This is a genomic window from Mycolicibacterium sp. P4_G11, from assembly GCF_056555145.1.
The window spans coordinates 100,290-120,414 of record NZ_JBFUJW010000010.1 but is presented as its reverse complement, the minus strand read 5'-3'; the positions used below and the strand labels follow the sequence as shown (position 1 = coordinate 120,414).

Genomic DNA, 20,125 nt, shown 5'->3' with positions numbered 1-20,125 from the left:
GCGGCGCAGCTTCCGCAACAGCATCGCGTTGCCGGACGTGAGCGCGAAATCCGCACGGCGCTAAACATTTTGGCCTCATCGTTCAGTCCGCATAGCGGCGTATCGTCGGAACGATGGGAATATCTGTTACGTCTCTGACGCCGGTGGAACAGACGGCCTTGTTGACCGTCTATGCCCGAGCCTTGGACAGTCGGGGGCCACGCCCGATTCTTGGCGACACCTGGGCTGAATCCGTCGTGGCGGCGGTCGACTACGACTTCGCCGGCCTACGGGTCCAGACCAGCGTGGCCTGCCAGACTGCCCTGCGAGCCAAGATGCTCGACGACCGGGTGCGCGCATTCGTCGCATCGAATCCCCATGCGGTGGTGGTCGATCTGGGCGGCGGTCTCGACAGTGGCTACTACCGGGTGTCTCCCGCACCGACAGTCGACTGGTACACCGTGGATCTGGCAGGCATCTCGGCGCTGCGTGACCAGTTGTTACCACCGAATCGTCACTCTCACACCGTAGTGGCGTCGGTAGCCGAACTAGACTGGGCCGCAACGATTCCCGCCGACCGACCCACCATGCTCGTCGCGGACGGACTGTTCGCATTCCTGACCGAGCCGGTGATCGCGGGCGTTTTCCGCAGCATCACCGAACATTTTCAGAGTGGCGAGCTGGCGTTCAACGATTACGGGCAGTTCGGACCGCTGAGCCTGGCCGCGTTCAAGTACCTACCGCAGAAGATGTTCAAAGACGTTGGCAGCCAATTGGGTTACGTGGGATTCAAGGACGCACGGCATCCGCTGACCTGGAATCCACGAATGCAGCTGCTCGAAGAGACCAGTCTGGCGCACCAGCCCGAGGTCGAGCTCTTTCCGGGTGTCCTGCGTATCGCAACTCGGCTCACCGGGCACACCAAAGCCGGCGCACGTAAGGCGCGGATTCTGCGATACCGCTTCTGAATTCGCCCGGACCCGTCATCACCCGCCGAGGCAGCCCGGACCCAGCAGCGCCTTCAAGTCGCCCATCAGCGCCGAAGATGGTGTGACCCGCAGGGTCTGGTCCAGTTCCAGCGTGGTGATGCGGTCCCCGCTGATCAGCCGGAGGTGCACCTGCGACGTGCCCGGATGGTGTGCCAACACCTGCTTGAGCGCGCTGACCTTCTCCGGAGTGCACTGCCGGGTCGGCAGGCTGACCGCGAGCGGGCGGTCCGCTTGCGCATTCGAAAAGTCCGGCACCACAAGGTCACTGGCGAAGATCGAGACCCGCTCGTCTTCGACCCGGGCCTTGCCGCTCACCAGCACGATGGCGTCGTCCATGATGTCGGCGCCGAACACGGCGTAGGTCTTCGGGAAGAAGTTCACCGTTACCGAACCATTGAGGTCTTCCAATTGTGCCGAGGCCCAGGGCAATCCCTGCTTGTTGACCCGTCGTACCACGCCCGCCAAAATGCCGCCGATGCGAACCTGGGTGTCGTTGGCGACAGTGCCCTCGAGGATGGCCGTTATCTGGGTGTCCACCTGCGCGTTGAGCAGGTGCGCGACACCGTTGAGCGGATGACCGGAAACGTACAGGCCCAGCATCTCTCGCTCCAGGGCGAGCTTGTGCTTGTCGTCCCACTCGTCCTCGGGCACCTTGATGGTGAACGCCGCGTCGCCGGCGTCACCGGCATCACCGCCGCCGAACAGATCAAACTGGCCCATGGCTTCGGCCTTCTTGGTGCCAAGCACCGAGTCGACGGCGTCGGCATGGACCAGGAACAAGCCCTTGCGGGCATGGTCGAGCGAGTCGAAAGCGCCTGCCTTGACCAGAGATTCGGTGACGCGCTTGTTGCAGGCCGTGATGTCGATCTTGCTGAGGTAGTCGGAGAAATCGGTGTACTTCCCCTTGTCGGTGCGGCCCGCGATGATGGACTGCACCACATTGGCGCCGACGTTGCGCACACCGCCCAGCCCGTAGCGGATGTCCTTACCGACCGAGGCGAAGTTGTGCACCGACTCGTTGACATCCGGCGGCAGCACCGTAATTCCCAGGCGGCGGCAATCCGCCAGGTACACCGCGGCCTTGTCCTTGTCGTCGCCGACCGAGGTCAGTAGACCTGCCATGTACTCGGCCGGAAAGTTGGCCTTGAGATAGGCGGTCCAGAACGACACCAGGCCGTACCCGGCAGCGTGCGACTTGTTGAACGCGTAGCCGGCGAACGGCAGCACCGTGTCCCACAATGCGGTGATCGCCGCCTGCGAGAAGCCGTTCTGCTTCATGCCGTCGGCGAATCCGCCGTAGGCCTCGTCGAGGATTTCCTTCTTTTTCTTACCCATCGCGCGACGCAGCAGGTCTGCTTGGCCGAGCGAGTAGCCCGCGACCTTCTGCGCGATGTGCATGATCTGTTCTTGGTAGACGATCAAACCGTAAGTCTCAGAAAGAATGTCGCGTAGCGGCTCTTCGAGCTCCGGGTGGATGGGCTTGATCTCCTGGAGCCCGTTCTTTCGCTTCGCGTAGTCGGTATGCGCATCCACACCCATCGGCCCTGGCCGGTACAGCGCCAGGACCGCCACGATGTCCTCAAAGCCGGTCGGCCGCATCAGCTTCAGCAGATCGCGCATCGCGGACCCGTCGAGCTGGAACACCCCGAGGGTGTCGCCGCGCGCCAGCAGCTCGTAGGTTTTCGGGTCCTCCAGACCCAGGTGATCGAGATCGAGATCGATGCCGCGGTTGGCCTTGATGTTCTCCAGGGCGTCACCGATGACGGTGAGGTTGCGCAGACCCAGGAAGTCCATCTTCAGCAGGCCGATGGCCTCACACGACGGGTAGTCCCAGCCGGTGATGATGGCGCCGTCCTGGGCCCGCTTCCACATCGGGATGGCGTCGATCAGCGGCTCGGAACTCATGATCACCGCGCAGGCGTGCACGCCGGCGTTGCGAACCAGGCCCTCCAGACCGCGGGCGGTCTCGTAGATGGTCCGCACGTCGGGATCGGTATCGATCAGTGCGCGGACCTCGGCGGCTTCCTTGTACCGCTCATGGGTGGGATCGGTGATCCCGGACACCGAGATGTCCTTGGCCATGATCGGCGGCGGCAGCGCCTTGGTGATGCGGTCGGCGATCGCGAAGCCCGGCTGCCCGTAGTGGACACGCGCCGAATCCTTCAGTGCCGCTTTGGTTTTGATGGTACCGAAGGTGATGACCTGGGCGACGCGGTCACTGCCCCACTTCTCACTGGCGTAGCGCACCATCTCGCCGCGGCGGCGGTCGTCGAAGTCGATATCGATATCGGGCATCGACACGCGCTCGGGATTGAGGAACCGCTCGAACAGCAGACCGTGCGGGATGGGGTCGATGTTGGTGATGCCCATCGCCCACGCGACCAGCGAACCTGCTGCCGACCCTCGGCCCGGGCCGACCCAGATACCGACTTCGCGCGCGTGGCTGATGAGGTCACCGACGACGAGAAAGTACGCCGGGAAGCCCATCTGGACGATGACGTTGATCTCGTAATCAGCCCGGTCGAGGTACTCCTGCGGCGGGCCGGTCGGGAAGCGCCGGTCCAGGCCGCGCAGCACCTCTTTACGCAGCCAACTGGCCTGCGTCTCGCCCTCGGGCACCGGGAAGATCGGCATCCGGTCGTGGAACTTCCAGACATCGGCGTAGGACTGGACGCGCTCGGCGATCAGCAGCGTGGAGTCGCAGGCACCGGGTACCTGGTGGTCCCACATGGCCCGCATGTCCGCGGCCGATTTGAGGTAGTAGCCGTCACCGTCGAACTTGAACCGAGTCGGGTCCGAGAGCGTCTTGCCGGTCTGGATACACAGCAGCGCCTCGTGGTTGTGCGAGGCCTCGCGCGTGACGTAGTGGCAGTCGTTGGTCGCCAGCGGCGGAATGCCCAGCTTCTTGCCGACATCCAGCAGGCCCTCGCGAACCCGGCGCTCGATCTCGATGCCGTGATCCATCAGCTCGAGGAAGAAATTCTCCTTGCCGAAGATGTCCTGCCACTTCGCGGCGGCCTCGAGCGCTTCCTGCTCGTGGCCGAGCCGCAGCCGCGTCTGCACCTCACCCGACGGGCAGCCGGTGGTGGCGATGATGCCCGCGGAATGCTCGGCGATGATCTCCGCGTCCATGCGGGACCACTTACCGAGCTGCCCCTCGAACGAAGCCAGCGACGACAGCTTGAACAGATTGCGCAGGCCGGTCGCGTTCTCCGCGACCATCGTCATGTGGGTGTACGAACCACTACCCGAGACGTCGTCACCCTTCTGGCTCGGATCGCCCCAGGTGACGCGCTTCGTGTTGAAGCGGGACGCGGGCGCGATGTACGCCTCGATGCCGATGATCGGCTTGATGCCCTCTTTGGTCGCGATGTTGTAGAACTCGCTGGCGCCGAACATGTTTCCGTGGTCGGTCATGCCGATGGCGGGCATGCCCAACCGCAGAGCCTCGGCGATCATGGGCTTGACCTTCGCCGCACCGTCCAGCATCGAGTACTCGGTGTGATTGTGGAGGTGCACGAACTGGCTCATAGGGCTGCCAGTCTAAAACGGGCCACCGACACGGTTCGGCGTGTCGGGTGCTGTGTCGTCAGGACGACTACGACAAGGCGGCGACGCCCGCGGGGACACGCTCTTCGGCCACGCACACTTCAGTTGCCACCGGAGCCACCAGCAACCCCTTGTGCAACACCAGTTGCAGTTGCTTAGTTACCGCCTCGACACGGTCCCGGTCGGCCACCAGCCCGGCGTAGAACCCGAGTCCCCACACCATGGTGTACAGCAGATCGGCAACAGGAGCCACAGCTGTCTCGGCGGGCAACTCCCCGCGCGCCACGGCGTCGCGCACGGCCTGATCCATGAATTTGCGGACGGCAGCCTTCGCATCCCGCCTCGGGGCCGGCAGTCGGTCGGCCTCGAGGTAGGAGCTGACGAGCAGCGCGACGCTCTCCGGTTCATGGACGCCGGCATTGCGGAATTCGGTGATCAGCACCGAAATCTGGGACGGCAGCGTGGATTCCGCGCCCGCGCGGGTAATGCAGAGATCGATCGTCGTGGCGATCTCATTCAGCAGGCAGTGGTAGATGTCCTCGCGCGTCTGGAAATGGTAATGCAGCGTCGGACGGCTCAACTCGGCGATCTCGGCAATGGCCTGGATGGTGGTGGCGTGGTAGCCACGGACGGCAATCACCTCGCGCGCGGCACCCAAGATGCGGGCCCGGGTCTGAGCAGAATCAGTGCCCGCCGGGCGACCCCTCCGGCGAGTTGCCTTCACTGGGAGAACCTCGAGTTGCACCATGCCACGTCCTCGCACAGAAAGGGATATTTTCGAATTCAGCAAACTCTAAGACATAGCTGATGCCTGGTCAACCGCTACCCCATCAATGCTCAGCCAACTTGCCGTCCGAGACCGTCCGGATCCGTCGATTCTGTCCGGTGACCGGCACAGACGGCGCTGCGTTCGCCGGCCGATCAGCGCTGTCTTCCGCCACGCCGCCGAGCGCCGCAATTCATTTGCCCGGAAATTTGTCGCCAACGTAGAGATCCGGCAACCGATCGCGGTCTCGAGGCGCCGGGCAAACAGCCGCGCACAGTGACGATGTCCACATCGCGGCGAGCGCTGTGCGAATTGAATGCGCTGTGGCTCTCTGTATCGTATGACTCCGTGATCGAGCTCATTAACGTCGCCAAGACTTTTGGCGGGTCCGTTCCCGCACTCCGCGACGTGAGCTTTTCCGTCCCCACCGGCTCTGTGTGTGCGTTGCTGGGACACAACGGCGCCGGTAAGACGACGACGGTCAAGATCCTGTCCACATTGCTCAAGCCGAGCTCGGGCCAGGCGATCGTGGCCGGCTACGACGTGGCCAAGGAGCCCGGGAAGGTTCGTCAGGCAATCGGCGTCACCGGGCAGGACGCCGCGCTCGATCTACGGCTGACCGGACGCGAGAACCTCGTCCTGTTTGGCCGTCTGCGGGGCCTGCGGCGCGGCGAAGCCCGCAGCCGGGCCGACGAACTGATCACCCAATTCGACATGGGCCACGCCGCGGATCGCCAGGTCAGCGGGTATTCCGGCGGCATGCGCCGGCGTATCGACATCGCGGTGTCCCTGGTCGTCCCGCCGAAGGTGCTGTTCCTCGACGAGCCGACCACCGGCCTCGACCCGCGCAGCCGCCGCGACGTCTGGAATCTGGTGTCGTCCATGAAAGCCCAGGGCATCACCGTGCTGCTGACAACGCAGTACCTGGAAGAAGCCGACATCCTCAGCGATTCGATCGTCATCCTCAACGCCGGTCAGATCGTCGCCCGCGGCACCGCCGACGAGCTCAAGCGCCAGACCGGCTCCAGCTACTGCGAGATGACCCCGCTCAACCCGGACGACCTGCCGCGCATCGCGACGGCCCTGGCCGACTTCGATGAGGTGGAGGTCGACACCGACGCCACGACGGTGGCGGTACCGGCCCCGAACGGCGTCGCGACCCTGACCGAGGTCTTCCGGCGGATGGATGAGATCGGCGTCGACCTAATCGACATCTCGCTGCGCCGGCCCTCGCTCGACGAGGTGTTCCTGCACCTCACCACCCCGGTCAAGTCCAAGTGACGGCGTTCGGACTCCTGACGGGCCGGCTCCTTCGCAAGGGCTGGCTGGACCTCGTCTTCGCCGTGCTGGTGCCGGTTTCCACGCTGATCGGCCTCACGTTCATGCTCGGCGGTGTCATCGCCACCGGCGACATGAGCTACGTGCAGTACATCCTGCCGGCGGTGGTCGTGCAGGCGATGTTGTTCGGTGCGCTGACCACCACCGATCGGGCCGCCGGAGAAAAGGCCAGCGGCCTGGGCTCCCGGATGCGCACCTTGCCCATCTCCCCCTATGCGCCGCTGATGGCACGGATGGCCTACTGCCTGATCCGCGGCCTGTTCGCGTTGGTCGCATCGGTGCTCGCCGCGTATCTGCTGGGCTTCCGGGTGACCACCGGAATCGGTTATGCGGCAGCCTTCATCGTGCTGGCGCTGACGCTGACCCTGGCCGTGTCGTTCGGTGCCGACGCCACCGGATCGAAGGCCGGACGCGCCGAGGTGGCCAGCCAGCTGCTGCTGATCCCCCAGCTGTTCCTCGTGATGCTGTCGACCGGCCTCGCGCCCGTCGAGGCATTTCCTTCGTGGCTGCATTCTTTCGTGCGCTACCAACCGGTTTCGCAGATCACCGACGCACTGCGCGGATTCACCAGCGGTCACATCGATACGGGCAACCTCGGCGCCAGCCTGGCGTGGACGGTCGGGCTGCTGCTCGTGTTCGGCGCCTTCGCCGTTCGACTTCAGGAGCGATCATCGTGAATCGGAGTTCGCAGCACCAACATTCACTGCTCACCGAGAGCTGGATCTTCGCCGGCCGGCTCTTCATCCAGTGGCGTCGGTACCCGATGGTGCCGGTGCAGGCCTTGGTGTTTCCGACCCTGCTGCTGCTCATCTACGGCATCCTGGTCGGCAAGTCCATGGTCCGCCTCACCGGCAACAGCGGCCTGGACATCCTGATCCCGGTCTGCACGCTGGCCGGCGCCATGTCGGGCGCGATCGGGGCCGGTCTGGCCGTGCCCCACGACCGCGACAGCGGCCTGCTCACCCGGCTGTGGATCATGCCCGTTCGACGGACCTCTCCCCTGACCGGCGCCCTGCTGGCCGAGGCGCTGCGCACCTTCGCGGCATCGGCGTTCGTCGTGGCGACCGGCTACCTGATGGGATTCCGTTTCTCGGGCAACTGGATCGCGTTCCTGGTCTACCTGTTGGTCCCGGTGGTCATCGTGCTCGTCTTCGCGACCATCGTGATCACCCTGGCCCTGCGACCGCAGGGCCGCATGATCCTCACCTGGACGAATACCGCCTGCATGGGCTTGGCGTTCGCCACCTTGATCCCGCCGGCGCGGATTCCGGCCGCACTGCGTCCCCTTGCCGACTACCAGCCGATCGCACCCGCGGCGGCGGCCATGCGGGCGCTGTCCACCGGTGGCGCGTTCTGGCAGCCCCTGGCCGTGGCGTCGTTGTGGATGGTGGTGATCGCGGCGGTCGTCGTCCCGATGGCCGTGCGCTCGTACCGCGCCGCCGTCGAAGGCGGCAAAGTCGACGGCTGAGCCAGTCGGGTCAGCCGGCGCGGACCGGCGTTCGCCTAGGCGGAGCCGGTGTCCCGAGCCACGTCGAAATGCACCGGCATCTCGAACTCCTTGCGCTTGAACTGCGCGGCGAAATAGCCGTATTGGAAAGCGATTCCGAGGATCGCGGTAGCCGCCAGCTCCGACGGCGGACGCCGCAGCTCGGCCCGCAGCGTCGTCCAGGCAACCGCCGGTGAGACCCGCGCCGGGGCGTGGGTGCCCTTGCTGACGGAGTCGTTACGGTGCGCCCAGCGGATGTACGCGTTGCTGTTGCCGTAACGCTTCCACTGGCTGGCCAGATCGCGGATCGCCGTCCGTGGCTCCCACTCCATCAGCACCCGGGTGTCGGTGGCGATGGTGCCGAGCGACTGATCCTGGATCCGCCAGCAGATGTCGAGGTCACCGCCGCCACGCATCGCCCGGAACCCGTCCACCTTCTCGAAGGCGATCCGGTCGATGCCGAGGTTGCAGGTCGGGTAGTAGTCGGGCCGCGCCGGCACCATCCCGACGACCGCCTTCATCGCCCCGCCCCCGCGGGGCAACATGAACGGCTGCATCTTCGCCGCCATCCGGGCGGCCACGGTCGGCCCCGACAAGGTACGAACGTTGGTGCAGGACAACGCAACTCCAGGTTGCCCCTGGAGGGCCCGATGCGCGTCGAGGAGACCCGGCAGGGGCCGGCAGCGCCCGTCGATGAAGAGCAGGATGTCGGCGTCCGACCGGCTCGCGGCAACCTGCCGCGCGTAGTAGGGACCGCGGCTGTTCGTCAGCGTCACGACGTTGGCGCCCAGCGAACGCGCGACCGCCGCCGTGTCGTCGGCCGAAGCGTCGTCGACGACCGTGACCCGGTCGCCCTCGGACAATTGATCGAGCAACGGCCGAAGCAGGTTCGGAAGGTGATCAGCCATGTCGCGGACCGGAATGATCACGTCGATCGTCTGACCCGCCATGGATCAATCTCCTCTATCGCAAGTTCGTCGAGCAGCGGCGCGGCCGCGGATCAGACGTGCAATCCGCCACGACCGAGGGAATACACCTGCCACCCGGCACGCGACCAGTTCTCCCGGTCGATGACGTTGCGGGTGTCCAGCAGGCGCGGCTCCTTCACGACCGAGCGGAACGCCGCGGGATCGATGTTGGTGTATTCGTCCCACTCGGTCGCCAGCACGATCAGATCCGCGTTCCGGCAGGCGTCTTCGGCGGTGTCGAAGTAACCGAGCGTCGGGAACCGGGCTTTGGCGTTGTCGATCGCCTTCGGATCGTGGACGCGGACGTCCGCACCCTTCAAGTGCATCGCGGCGGCCACGTTCAGCGCCGGCGAGTCACGCACGTCGTCACTGTTGGGTTTGAACGCCGCCCCCAGCACGGCGATGCTCTTGCCGAGGAATTCCCCGCCGACGATCGCGCGCGCCACGGACACGGCCTTCTCGCGCCGGCGGAGGTTGATCTTGTCGACCTCGTGCAGGAACCTGAGCGCGTCCGAGGCCCCCAGCTCACCGGCCCTGGCGCTGAACGCACGGATGTCCTTGGGCAGGCAGCCGCCGCCGAAACCCAGGCCCGCGTTCAGGAATCGCTTACCGATGCGATCGTCGTACCCCAGCGCGCGGCTCAGCACCGTCACGTCGGCGTCGACGATCTCGCACACCTCGGCCATGGCGTTGATGAACGAAATCTTGGTCGCGAGAAAAGCATTGGCAGCGACCTTCACCAGTTCCGACGTCGGCAGGTCCGCCGTCAGATACGGCGTGCCGCCATCGAGCAGGGCCCCGTAGACCTCTTGCAGCGCCTTCTCCGCGTACTCGGAGGTGACCCCGAACACCAGACGGTCCGGCTGCAACGTGTCCTCGATCGCCTTGCCCTCACGGAGGAACTCCGGATTCCACGCGACCTCGAGACCCGATGACGTCTTCGCGACCTCTGCGGCCAGGCGCTGGGCCGTACCGACCGGGACGGTGGACTTGCCGACGATCAGCCCGTCGCAGTCAGCGTTGGCCACCACCGCGCGGAAGGCACTGTCGACGTACTCGATGTTCGCGGCGTCGGAACCGGCCAACTGCGGCGTTCCGACACAGACGAAGTGCACCGCGGCGCCGGACACCGCTTCCTGCGCGGAATCGGTGAAGCGCAGCCGTCCGGTGGCGAGCACCGTGGCGAGCAGCTCGTCGAACCCCGGCTCGTAGAACGGCGAGGTACCGGCCGACAACGCGGCGATCTTCGACGCATCGGTGTCGTACGCAACGACCTCATGCCCGATGTGTGCCATGCAAGCGGCGTGAACGGCGCCCAGATAACCCGTTCCAATCACGCTCAATCTCATACAGCCGAACTCCCCGTCGTAGCAGCAATTTTCCGACCACTGAGGGGTCGCCGGTCAATCATTCTGAGCGCGCTCCACGCACGGTCGGGACGCACGGACCCGGGAATATTCGAGAGCAGCAGCCGTCGTAGCTAAGTACACCACACCATCCCGCCGGGGCCTCGTCGAGTCGCCGCGAACTGCCGTTCGGCCACCTGGGCGACGCCAACCCTGACCGCGAGCGCTGCGGCGCCGGCCCGGGACGGGGATTTGGGCATGGGCGCTCAGGTTTGCTCGATCGACACCGATCGGCCCGAATGAGCCCGTCGCGTCGTTGCCGTGGCCATACGACAGGCGCGATGTCGCCGATTGACGACCGAAAAATCACGGTGGGCGCCGACACAGGATTGCCGATCGACACCCGGGCCAACCGCCCAGGCGCCGTCCGTTATTTGCCAGAGATATGCGGGCAACACAATTGCTGTGCGCGTCAGAATTGTATTCGGCAGTCAAACTCCGACAATTCCCGGTCAGCCCGAAGTCGCTGTTCAGAGACCGTTCGCATTGGTAACCAAAAGGAAATATTCGCGCCCGGCCGTAATTCACAGATATATGGCAGATTTGCCGCATCGAACTGTAGAGTCCGCTGCATGGCTCGCCCGCTTACTCGGCCTGCACCGCACGCTCTGGATACCTCTGCCGCCAAGGACACAAAGCCGATTCGAGTGGCGGTGTGGCCACACTGGTTGGACAACCCGTATCTGCCCAACATGATCAATGGGTTACGCACCGAAGGCCTGGAAGTTTCTGCGCCCCATATCCTGAGCATCGAATCCGCTCGCCTACATGCCGGTGATTGGTTGCATCTGCATTGGTCCACAGAAGCGCACACCAGCCATGTGCGCTGGATATATGAAGCGCGCGCCGCAGCATTCAACCGGCAATTGCAAATACTGAAACGGCGCGGCGTGCGCATTGCCTGGACCGCGCACAATCTCGTGCCACACGATGATCCACACCCCGAACTGGGCCGCAGTATCCGCAAGGACCTACTCGCGCTCGTCGACCACGTGTTCATCCATTTCCCCAGCGCCCAGGAGACGCTCGCGGCGGAATTCGGATATACGGGGCCATGCACCGTGGTTCGGCACCCGCACTACATCGACTCACACCCGGCACCGCCGTCGCAGTTGGCAGCCCGCACCAAGCTCGGCCTGCCCATCGACGGCTTCGTCGCCCTGTCCTTCGGATTGCTGCGCCCCTACAAGGGAATCGGCGACATCATCCGCGCCTTCCAGAAGGTCGCCAGAGACCAGGACCGCCTGATCCTGGCCGGAAACCCGCAGGGTGACGTGTCGGCGGACCTCGAGCTCGCCCGGGAAGACCCGCGAATCCTGTTGTGCGCCAAGCGGATTTCGAAGGACGACGTCCCGTTGTACTTCGCCGCTGCGGACGGCGCCGTCATCGCGCATCGTGGCTTCTTCACGTCCGGCAGCGCCCTGCTGGCACTCAGCATGGGCTGCCCCGTCATCGGACCCGAGGTCAACCACCTCGTCGATCTCGCCGGCGGACAGCGGCTCTACCCGGTCGAACTCGGCGTCGACGGACTGGCGGTGGGCCTCGCCGAGGCGCGCGCGCAGGCAGGCACCGTCGACCGCGAATCGATGCGCTCGTGGGCCGGTAGTTACAGCAGCTGGAGCGAGGCTGCCGCGCGCACCGCGGCGGTGTTCCGCGACAGTGCCGACAGCCACTGAAACACGTTACAAATTCGTCAGAGAATGCGGCAAATAGCAAACATGATCTCAGCACACGCCATCCGCGCCCGCCAGCTCGTCAAATGGGAGCTGCGCAAAGGTGAACCCGAGCTCAGACTTCTTGCCCTACTCAAGGATTCAAGTCGGGACTTTCTCGACGTGGGCGCCAATGTGGGCGTCTATTCATACTGCGCGCTCAATCAGTTCCGCAAAGTTGTCGCCGTCGAGGCACATCCGGGTATGGCGGCCGGCCTGCGCCGGATCATCAAGCCGGATAATCGGGTTCTGCCGGTGGCATTGTCCGACCGAATTGGTGAAACCACCTTTCACATCCCGACTCGCGGCGGTCGCGATGTCCTCACTCGCAGTTCACTGCAGCAAGATGCAAATCCGGGCTTCAGTCTGCGCACCATCAACGTGCCGATCACGACAATTGACGAACTCGATCTGAGCCGACTCGGCGTGATAAAGATCGACGTGGAAGGCCACGAATCGGCAGTTCTTCGCGGCGGTATTCAAACCCTGGAGACATCGAAGCCGACGTGCATCGTGGAATGCGAGGAGCGGCATAACGCCGGGGGTGTCGCACAGACCTTCGCGTTTTTCGAATCGGTGGGATATCAGGGCTATTTTCTGCACCGGGGCGCGCTCCGGCATGCGGCCGAATTCGATCTCGCAGCGCTTCAGCGGCCCGAGGCCGCGAAGTCGGTCGGCGGCAAACGCTCGCCCGACTACGTGAACAACTTCATCTTTGTTCACCCTGACAACGCGGCACAGCTGGCGAGCATTCGTCAGGTCTTCCCCGGCCGGTGAACGCCGGCCAGCACCCCCGGGGCACCGGGTAGCTCACCGCGCGCCTGGCACCACCCCCAGCGACGACCAAAATCGACGAATTCGTCAATTGCGGCGGCGTTGCCGCCGCGCACCCGCGCGCGACCAGCTAACGCCAAATGGGCGTCCCGTCTCGGCGCGCAAGCTGGTAGCTACCTGTTAGGGTCCTGAACATCCTCACAGGGACCACAATTTCTGACACTCGGGGATGCCGAAGGGGGCAGTGACGTTGGCGCGAGTTTTCCTGTCGACATGGGGCGACAACGGCAACATCGGCGATTCGATCCTCAGGCGCGGCATGCTCCGGACATTTCACGGAATCGACGGTGCCCGACTGCACGTCCATGTCGGCCGGAAGTACATGCCGATCCCCAACGATGACAGGTATCTCACCGCGGTCGGACTGCGCGGAGACGAAGCTGTACACAACACCCCGATCGGCTGGCTCGCCCGCTACGCCGCGAGCGCGATGACCAACCGCACGGTGATGGTCATGCCGGCGGGCGAAATCGTCTACCCCGAGCGCACTCGCTTCTACTTTGGCTGGTGGACGGCGCTCTGTGCGCTGCTCCCGCTCGCCCACCGTGGCACGGCGGTCCAGGCCGGTGCCGGCGTGCGTTTGTCGACGGTCGGCAAGGCCGCCAGTCGCGGCACCCGGCGGGTCCGCAAATCGGTCGACGTGCCGGCGATGGAGCGCTACGCGCGACGCAAGATGGCTGTCGTCGCCTGGCGCGATCCGGGCACGTCGGACTCCTTCGGCGTTGGCGACGTGGTGCCGGACTGGGCATTCGGCGAAGGCCCCGATCCGCTCACCGAGGGTCTGGGCGCCCCGCCCTGCGAGCGTAAGGTCCTGGCCGTAACGACGCGGTGGGACCGAGATGCCCTGAGCGCAAGCAAGATTCGCCTCCTGCGCGAGATTGCCGACGCGCGCGGGCTGCGAATTCAGGTGTTCAGTCAGGTCCGGGACGATGACGAGGCCATGGCGAAGCTCGCCCGTGAACTTCATCCCGGCACCGAGGCGCTGCTCTTCGGCAACCAGTCACATGCCCAGTGCGAGGACAAGATTCGCGCCCTCCATCGGCAGTCCGCGATCGTCGCCAGCGACCGGCTGCACGCGTTGATCATCGGTGCCACCGAAGGCGCTGTCCCGTTGGCGGTGTCGAACTGGACCACCGAGAAGACCGTCCGCACCCTGAAACCCGGTGGCTTCGCGTTGCCGACCGATGAACCGGCCGCCATCAACGCCTATCTCGACGAGATGCTGTCGGACAACGCGTCGGTCACGTCGCGCATCACCGCGGCGCGCGCAGAGCTGGACCGGCTCCGCAGCAGACTGCGCAGCTTCGTCGACAGCCGCCCGGTACCGCAGCCGAGCACCGTCGACCAGCGGTCCTGCGACTACCGCCACGCCGCGGCGTCCTAGCGTCGTCTAGGTCGCGACCGGGTCCTTCTCCGGAGGCTCCGACACCGGCGTACGGGCGCGCCGCACCGCGTCACCGGTGAACACGGCAAGTGCGACCCAGATCAGGACGAAGCCGACCCACCGCCCGGCCGGCATGGGCTCATGGCCGACGACAACGCCCCACGCCATCTGCAGCGCCGGCGTCAGGTACTGCAGCAGACCCATGGTGACCAGCGGGAGCCGTTGCGCCGCACCGGCAAACATCAGCAACGGCAGTGCCGTCACCGGGCCGCACAGCATCATCAGGAGCGTGTGGCCCGGTCCCAGCGACGGAACCGTCGCCTGCCCGGCGGCGCTGAGGACGATGAGATAGGCCAGCGCGAATGGGGCGGCCACCCCGGCCTCGACGCCGACACTGACCCGAGGGTCGGCGCGAACCACCTTCTTGACCGCACCGTACACACCGAACGACACCGCAACGCCGAGGCCGATCGCGGGGACCTCCCCGCCCTGCACCGCGAGCACGATCACCGCGGCCACGGCGATGGCCAGAGCCGCAGCCTGAGCGCGACCCAGCCGCTCGCCGAACAGCGCGACGCCCAGCGCCACACTCACCAGCGGGTTGATGAAGTAGCCGAGTGCCGCGTCGACCACGTGGCCGTTGTTGACCGCATAGATGTAGATGCCCCAGTTGAGCGAGATCAACGCCGACGCGCACACCAGCAGGCCCCAGGTGCGGCCCGACAGCCTGCGCAGGTCACCCAGGCGGCGGCCGACGGCCAGCACCACGACCATCAGCAGCACGGTCCACACGATGCGGTGGGCCAGCACCTCGAACGCGCCGGCCGGCTTGAGCAGCGGGAAGAACGCGGGAAACAGTCCCCAGGAGCCGTAGGCGCCGAGCCCGAGCAGCAATCCCCGGTTCTGGTTGGAAGTGGCCGTCGCGGTAGTGGTCACTGCCGATGCAACACGTCGAGGGCGTGCTGCAATTCCGGCGGGTACTCGCTGGTGATCTCGAACCACCGGCCGTCGGCCGGGTGCGCGAATCCCAACGACCGCGCGTGCAGCCATTGCCGTTCGAGCCCAAGCTTTTTCGCCAACGTCGGATCGGCGCCGTAGGTCAGGTCGCCACAACACGGGTGGTGCAGCGCCGAGAAGTGCACCCGAATCTGATGGGTGCGGCCGGTCTCCAAGTGCACGTCGAGCAGGCTCGCCGCCACGAAGGCCTCGACGGTGTCGTAGTGCGTGATGCTGTGCCGGCCACCCTCGGTGACGGCGAACTTCCAGTCATTGCCCCGGCTGCGGCCGATCGGCGCGTCGATGGTGCCACTGGACGGATCCGGGTGACCCTGCACGAGCGCGTGGTAGCGCTTGTCGACCGTGCGGTGCTTGAACGCCCGCTTGAGCGCCGTGTAGGCCCGCTCGGACAGCGCCACCACCATGACGCCGGAGGTACCCACGTCGAGGCGGTGCACGATGCCCTGTCGCTCATGGACACCCGACGTGCTGATCCGAAAGCCCGCGGCGGCCAGCCCGCCGAGGACCGTCGGGCCGGTCCAACCCACCGAGGCGTGCGCCGCGACCCCGGCAGGCTTGTCCACCACGACGATGTCGGCATCGGAGTAGAGAATCCCCATGCCCTCGATATCCTGCGGCGTGTTCTCCACCGGCGGCGGCGCCTCCGGCAGCCGCACCTCCAGCCAGGAGCCCGCCACCAGCTTGTCCGACTTCGCCGCCGGGGCGCCGTCGATATCGACCCCGCCGTCTTCGGCGATCGTGGCCACCGCGGTCCGCGACAACCCCAGCAGTCGAGACAGGCCCGCGTCCACCCGCATCCCGGCCAGTCCTTCGGGGACCGGCATCGAACGGCTACTCATCGGCCGGTTTCAGCCTCGTCGACGACCGCGGCCGGTTCCGGCTCCGGTCCCACGGGCTCCGCCGCATCCTCGGGCGGCCGCTTGCCCTCGGTGTCGAAATCGAAGCCGAACATCGACAGGCCGACCAGCAGCACGGCCCCGCACACCACCGCGGAATCGGCAACGTTGAACACCGGCCACCAGCCGACGGACAGGAAATCCACCACGTGCCCACGCAACGGCCCCGGCGACCGGAAGAATCGGTCCATCAGGTTGCCCACCGCACCGCCGAGGATCATCCCCAGGCCGAGCGCCCACCAGAACGAGACCAGCCGCCGGCCCATCCAGATGATGCCGAGCACCACACCGGTGGCGATCAACGTCAGCACCCAGGTGTAGCCGGTGGCCATCGAGAAGGCCGCCCCGGAATTGCGGACCAGCGTCCAGGTGATGGTGTCGCCGATGATCTCGACCGGTTGGCCGGGCACCAGCAGCTTGACCGCAAGCACTTTGGTCACCACATCCAGGCCCAGCACCAGCGCTGCCACCACCAGCAGCAGCCGCAGCCGCCGTGCGGTGGGCGGGGTCTGAGGCCGCGCGGTCAGCGCGGACTCGGTCCCCGTCGTCGCCTCCGGCCCGGTGTTATCGGTCGCCTCGGGCTCGGTTCCCGGAGTCGCCTCGGGTTCCGTGGATTCATCAGTCACTCCCCCATCATCCCAAAGACGCCGTGAGGAACAATTTCGCCCATGACTCGCGTCGTCGTGATCGCCACCGGAGGCACCATCGCCACCAGCATCGACCAACACGGAATAGCCCGGCCGACGCGCAGCGCCACCGACCTGGTCAATGATCTCGGCGCCGGCGTCCAGGTCGACACCGTCGACCTCATGTCCGTCGACAGTTCCGAGCTGACCCCGACCGATTGGGACCGGATCGGGGCCGCCGTGCGCTCGTCCGCCGATGCCGACGGAATCGTCATCACGCACGGCACCGACACCATGGAAGAAACCGCGCTGTGGCTCGACATCACGTACGGCGGTGCGGTTCCCGTGGTCCTGACCGGCGCCATGCGCAGCAGCGACGCACCCGATGCCGATGGCCCGGCCAATCTGCGCGACGCCATCACCGTGGCCGCCAGTCCGTCCGCTCGCGACCTCGGGGTGCTGGTCAGCATGGCCGGCCGGGTGTGGCAACCGCTGGGCATGACGAAGGCCGGACACGGTCTGGTCGGCACCGCGGTCGGATCGATCAGGGACGGCTCGTTCGTCCCCGACACGGTCAAACGGCGGCCGCTGATCGGCACGCTGTCGGCGGCGTCGGCGCCGCGCGTCGACATCGTCGCCGCCTATGCCGGCAGTGACGCGCTGGCCATGGACGCCTTTGCGGCGGCCGGGGCAGGCGGCATCGTGCTCGAATCCCTCGGCTCGGGCAATGCGGGGTCCAAGGTGCTCGCGGGCGTGCAGCGGCTGTGCGCGGCCGGCGTTGCAGTGGCGATTGCGACGCGGGTGCCCGGCACGCGCGTCACGTCGGGCTATGGCCCCGGCCGGGCATTGCTGGACGCCGGGGCGGTGTCCGCGGGCGGGCTGCGGGCCGCTCAAGCGCGGGTGCTGTTGATGGCGGCCCTGGCGGCCGACATACCGGCCGCGGACCTGTTCGCTGAGTGGGTTTAGCGAAACCGTCCCACTGGATGGGCCACATGCGCTGTCGAACGCGCATCAATTTGACGAAGCGATGATAATTTCGCCACGCCGATCTTCCGGAGGGAACAACATTGGAACTGCCGGCGGTCGGTAACCAACTCAAGCAACACAAGCGCCTCGACATTCAGGGCATGCGCGCGATCGCAGTGGCACTGGTAGTGCTGTTCCACGCCGAGATTCCCGGATTCGGCGGCGGGTACGTCGGCGTCGACGTCTTCTTCGTGATCTCCGGATTTCTGATCAGCACCCACCTGTTCAGCGAACTGCGGGACCGTGGCCGCATCGCGTACGGCGCGTTCTACGCCCGGCGAGTCCGGCGCTTGCTGCCGGCCGCCTTGACCGTCATCGTCGCGACGGTGGCCGCCGCAGCCTGCTGGGTGTCACCGCTGCAGTTCGGCTACGTCGTCAAGGACGCGATCGCCGCCACGTTCTATGTCCCCAATGTCGTGTTCGCCTACCGCGCGACCGACTATCTGGCCGACAAGACGCCGTCGTTGTTCATGCACTACTGGTCACTCGGCGTGGAAGAACAGTTCTACCTGCTGTGGCCGGTACTGCTCGTCGGCCTGTTCGGGCTGTTCAAGCTGCGCAGCCGCAGGGTGGCGGCCATCTGCGCGATCGTCGCGGCATCGTTCGTCCTGTGCGTGTGGTTGACCGGCTTCTCGCAGCCGAACGCGTTCTTCATCCTGTTCGCGCGGATTTGGGAATTCGGCGTGGGTGGCCTGGTCGCGGTCGTGCTACTCAGCCGTGGCCGCGTCTTCGGCGACCGGAGCGGCGCCGTGGCCGGCTGGGCCGGACTGGCGGCGGTCGTCGGCAGCGGCGTGCTGTTCTCCACGGCCACCGAATACCCGGGCGATGCCGTCGCGGTCCCGGTGATCGGCACCGCGCTGCTGATTGCCGCCGGCCCCGTCCGCTGGGGTCCAGCGGCCCTCCTGAGTCTGCGCCCGCTGACCTGGATCGGCGACATTTCGTACTCGCTGTACCTCGTGCACTGGCCGCTACTCGTCTTGCCCGTCGCCGCCACCGGCTACATGCAGGCATCACCGATGTGGCTGCGCGTCGCGATCGTCGTGGCCTGTGTCCCGCTGGCGTGGCTGCTCTACACGTATGTCGAGCAACCGGGCCAGCGCCTGGGGTGGCTGAACGCCGCGCGCCCCCGCCGAACGCTCGCCGCGACCGCGGGCGTGATGGCCGCCGTGTGTGCGGTCGTCCTCGCGGTCGCCGTCGTGCAGGACCCACTGCTGAACGCGCACCGCACCGCGGCTCACCTGACGCTGAGCCTTAAGCCGGCCGGGACTGCGTACGTGCCGAGCAACCTCACACCGCAGCTCTCCGAAAGCGCGGGCGGTGAACCCGTCATCTACGCGAATGGCTGTCACCGCGGCCAATGGGCCACCGATCCAGCGGGCTGCACGGTGGGGAGCAACCCGGAGGCACCGCTTGTCGTCTTGTTCGGCGATTCCCATGCGGCGCACTGGTACCCGGCGCTTTCCGCACTGGCCGATCAGGGCTTGATCCGCCTCGACAATCGCACCAAGAGTCACTGCCCGTCGGCCCATATTCATATCGCCAGCTACCCGCGGTGTGCCGAATGGCGCGAAAACGTGCTCGCCAGCCTCGTCGCAGCCAAACCGGCACTGATCCTTCTCGGCGCGTGGGGGTCCAGCTACATGCTGAACGATGCCGACCCGACGGCGCACTGGCAGAAGGCCCTGACCGACACCGTCAGCGAGCTTCCGTCGCAATCGCGCGTCGCGGTGCTCGCCGATACTCCGTCGATCGGTGTCGCGCCCCAGTTCTGCCTGGGCCTGTTCCCCGACAATGCGCAGCGCTGCGCGCTGCCGCGCGCCAAGGCACTCGACGCGCGGGTCCGTCAGGCCGAGCACGACCTGGCCACCAGGGGCGCATTCAGCTATCTGGACTACAGCGACTACCTGTGCAACGACACCGTCTGCCCCAGCATCATCGGGGACACGTTGGTCTACCGCGATGGCCACCACCTCACGGTGAACATGAGCGCAGCCCTCTCCCCGATCATCGGCTCAGATGTGATGTCCCTGCTCGCACCGGGAGACAAGCCCGCCACTGCGGACAATCCGCAAGGCCGGGCAACATTGGTCACACGCAGTGGCGGAGCGCCGAACCAGGCCCGCGGACTCAAACCCCACCGGGGGTAGCG

Annotated in this window: 16 protein-coding genes; 9 read left to right on the top strand and 7 right to left on the bottom strand. The window is 66.1% G+C overall.

The window, feature by feature from the left end; all coding sequences use genetic code 11:
- Positions 1 to 113 precede the first annotated feature (113 nt).
- Complete coding sequence (locus AC1U2B_RS21705) at positions 114 to 947, top strand: class I SAM-dependent methyltransferase (RefSeq protein ID WP_480218402.1); 834 nt, start codon at positions 114 to 116, stop codon at positions 945 to 947.
- Between the two features lie 18 nt (positions 948 to 965).
- Here AC1U2B_RS21705 and dnaE read toward each other — a convergent pair whose 3' ends face one another.
- Entirely contained in the window at positions 966 to 4,499 is a 3,534-nt protein-coding gene (gene dnaE, locus AC1U2B_RS21700; RefSeq protein ID WP_480218401.1) for a DNA polymerase III subunit alpha, read from the bottom strand.
- Between the two features lie 67 nt (positions 4,500 to 4,566).
- Positions 4,567 to 5,265, bottom strand: a complete 699-nt coding sequence (locus AC1U2B_RS21695) for a TetR/AcrR family transcriptional regulator (protein WP_260938831.1) — start codon at positions 5,263 to 5,265, stop codon at positions 4,567 to 4,569.
- 366 nt (positions 5,266 to 5,631) lie between these two features.
- Between AC1U2B_RS21695 and AC1U2B_RS21690 the strand changes: the two genes are divergently transcribed.
- Genes AC1U2B_RS21690 through AC1U2B_RS21680 form a run of 3 tightly spaced genes read left to right on the top strand, consistent with a single transcriptional unit; the run spans position 5,632 to position 8,089 of the window.
- Positions 5,632 to 6,564, top strand: a complete 933-nt coding sequence (locus tag AC1U2B_RS21690; protein WP_260938833.1) for an efflux ABC transporter ATPase subunit, DrrA-related — start codon at positions 5,632 to 5,634, stop codon at positions 6,562 to 6,564.
- Positions 6,561 to 7,298: an ABC transporter permease gene (locus tag AC1U2B_RS21685; protein WP_480218400.1), complete on the top strand. Its 738-nt coding sequence runs from the start codon at positions 6,561 to 6,563 to the stop codon at positions 7,296 to 7,298. Before AC1U2B_RS21690 ends, AC1U2B_RS21685 begins: the two co-directional genes overlap by 4 nt.
- Positions 7,295 to 8,089 (top strand): ABC transporter permease, encoded by a 795-nt coding sequence (locus AC1U2B_RS21680; RefSeq protein WP_480218399.1) that lies wholly within the window; start codon positions 7,295 to 7,297, stop codon positions 8,087 to 8,089. The genes AC1U2B_RS21685 and AC1U2B_RS21680 overlap by 4 nt, the downstream gene beginning before the upstream one ends.
- Positions 8,090 to 8,124: 35 nt before the next feature.
- Here AC1U2B_RS21680 and AC1U2B_RS21675 read toward each other — a convergent pair whose 3' ends face one another.
- Together AC1U2B_RS21675 and AC1U2B_RS21670 are read right to left on the bottom strand one after the other, a co-directional pair.
- A complete protein-coding gene (locus AC1U2B_RS21675; RefSeq protein WP_480218398.1) occupies positions 8,125 to 9,057 on the bottom strand; it encodes a glycosyltransferase family 2 protein in 933 nt (310 codons plus the stop codon).
- 50 nt (positions 9,058 to 9,107) lie between these two features.
- Entirely contained in the window at positions 9,108 to 10,424 is a 1,317-nt protein-coding gene (locus tag AC1U2B_RS21670) for a UDP-glucose dehydrogenase family protein (protein WP_480218397.1), read from the bottom strand.
- Between the two features lie 977 nt (positions 10,425 to 11,401).
- Here AC1U2B_RS21670 and AC1U2B_RS21665 point away from each other — a divergent pair.
- The 3 genes from AC1U2B_RS21665 (at position 11,402) to AC1U2B_RS21655 (ending at position 14,411) form a co-directional block, all read left to right on the top strand.
- Entirely contained in the window at positions 11,402 to 12,157 is a 756-nt protein-coding gene (locus AC1U2B_RS21665; RefSeq protein WP_480218396.1) for a glycosyltransferase, read from the top strand.
- A gap of 42 nt (positions 12,158 to 12,199) precedes the next feature.
- The gene (locus tag AC1U2B_RS21660; protein WP_480218395.1) at positions 12,200 to 12,970 is read left to right on the top strand and encodes an FkbM family methyltransferase; all 771 of its coding nucleotides are present in this window, start codon (positions 12,200 to 12,202) and stop codon (positions 12,968 to 12,970) included.
- 226 nt (positions 12,971 to 13,196) lie between these two features.
- Complete coding sequence (locus AC1U2B_RS21655) at positions 13,197 to 14,411, top strand: polysaccharide pyruvyl transferase family protein (RefSeq protein ID WP_480218394.1); 1,215 nt, start codon at positions 13,197 to 13,199, stop codon at positions 14,409 to 14,411.
- A 6-nt stretch (positions 14,412 to 14,417) separates the two neighbouring features.
- Here AC1U2B_RS21655 and rarD read toward each other — a convergent pair whose 3' ends face one another.
- Genes rarD through lspA form a run of 3 tightly spaced genes read right to left on the bottom strand, consistent with a single transcriptional unit; the run spans position 14,418 to position 16,950 of the window.
- Positions 14,418 to 15,347, bottom strand: a complete 930-nt coding sequence (gene rarD / locus AC1U2B_RS21650; protein WP_480218393.1) for an EamA family transporter RarD — start codon at positions 15,345 to 15,347, stop codon at positions 14,418 to 14,420.
- Positions 15,344 to 16,267, bottom strand: a complete 924-nt coding sequence (locus AC1U2B_RS21645) for an RluA family pseudouridine synthase (protein ID WP_260972647.1) — start codon at positions 16,265 to 16,267, stop codon at positions 15,344 to 15,346. The genes rarD and AC1U2B_RS21645 overlap by 4 nt, the downstream gene beginning before the upstream one ends.
- Positions 16,264 to 16,950 (bottom strand): signal peptidase II, encoded by a 687-nt coding sequence (gene lspA / locus AC1U2B_RS21640; RefSeq protein ID WP_480218392.1) that lies wholly within the window; start codon positions 16,948 to 16,950, stop codon positions 16,264 to 16,266. The genes AC1U2B_RS21645 and lspA overlap by 4 nt, the downstream gene beginning before the upstream one ends.
- Before the next feature lie 42 nt (positions 16,951 to 16,992).
- Here lspA and AC1U2B_RS21635 point away from each other — a divergent pair, with 42 nt between their 5' ends.
- Positions 16,993 to 17,916, top strand: coding sequence for an asparaginase (locus tag AC1U2B_RS21635; RefSeq protein WP_480218391.1), 924 nt, complete (start codon positions 16,993 to 16,995; stop codon positions 17,914 to 17,916).
- Between the two features lie 101 nt (positions 17,917 to 18,017).
- On the top strand, positions 18,018 to 20,123 hold the full coding sequence (locus AC1U2B_RS21630; RefSeq protein WP_480218390.1) for an acyltransferase family protein: 2,106 nt from the start codon (positions 18,018 to 18,020) through the stop codon (positions 20,121 to 20,123).
- The last annotated feature ends 2 nt before the right edge of the window (positions 20,124 to 20,125 follow it).

Bases quoted from the DNA above. Each gene is read 5' to 3' on its own strand.
- AC1U2B_RS21705 (WP_480218402.1), top strand. From the start codon at position 114: ATGGGAATATCTGTTACGTCTCTGACGCCGGTGGAACAGACGGCCTTG.
- dnaE (WP_480218401.1), bottom strand. From the start codon at position 4,499: ATGAGCCAGTTCGTGCACCTCCACAATCACACCGAGTACTCGATGCTG.
- AC1U2B_RS21695 (WP_260938831.1), bottom strand. From the start codon at position 5,265: ATGGTGCAACTCGAGGTTCTCCCAGTGAAGGCAACTCGCCGGAGGGGT.
- AC1U2B_RS21675 (WP_480218398.1), bottom strand. From the start codon at position 9,057: ATGGCGGGTCAGACGATCGACGTGATCATTCCGGTCCGCGACATGGCT.
- AC1U2B_RS21670 (WP_480218397.1), bottom strand. From the start codon at position 10,424: ATGAGATTGAGCGTGATTGGAACGGGTTATCTGGGCGCCGTTCACGCC.
- AC1U2B_RS21660 (WP_480218395.1), top strand. From the start codon at position 12,200: ATGATCTCAGCACACGCCATCCGCGCCCGCCAGCTCGTCAAATGGGAG.
- AC1U2B_RS21655 (WP_480218394.1), top strand. From the start codon at position 13,197: ATGCCGAAGGGGGCAGTGACGTTGGCGCGAGTTTTCCTGTCGACATGG.
- AC1U2B_RS21645 (WP_260972647.1), bottom strand. From the start codon at position 16,267: ATGAGTAGCCGTTCGATGCCGGTCCCCGAAGGACTGGCCGGGATGCGG.
- AC1U2B_RS21635 (WP_480218391.1), top strand. From the start codon at position 16,993: ATGACTCGCGTCGTCGTGATCGCCACCGGAGGCACCATCGCCACCAGC.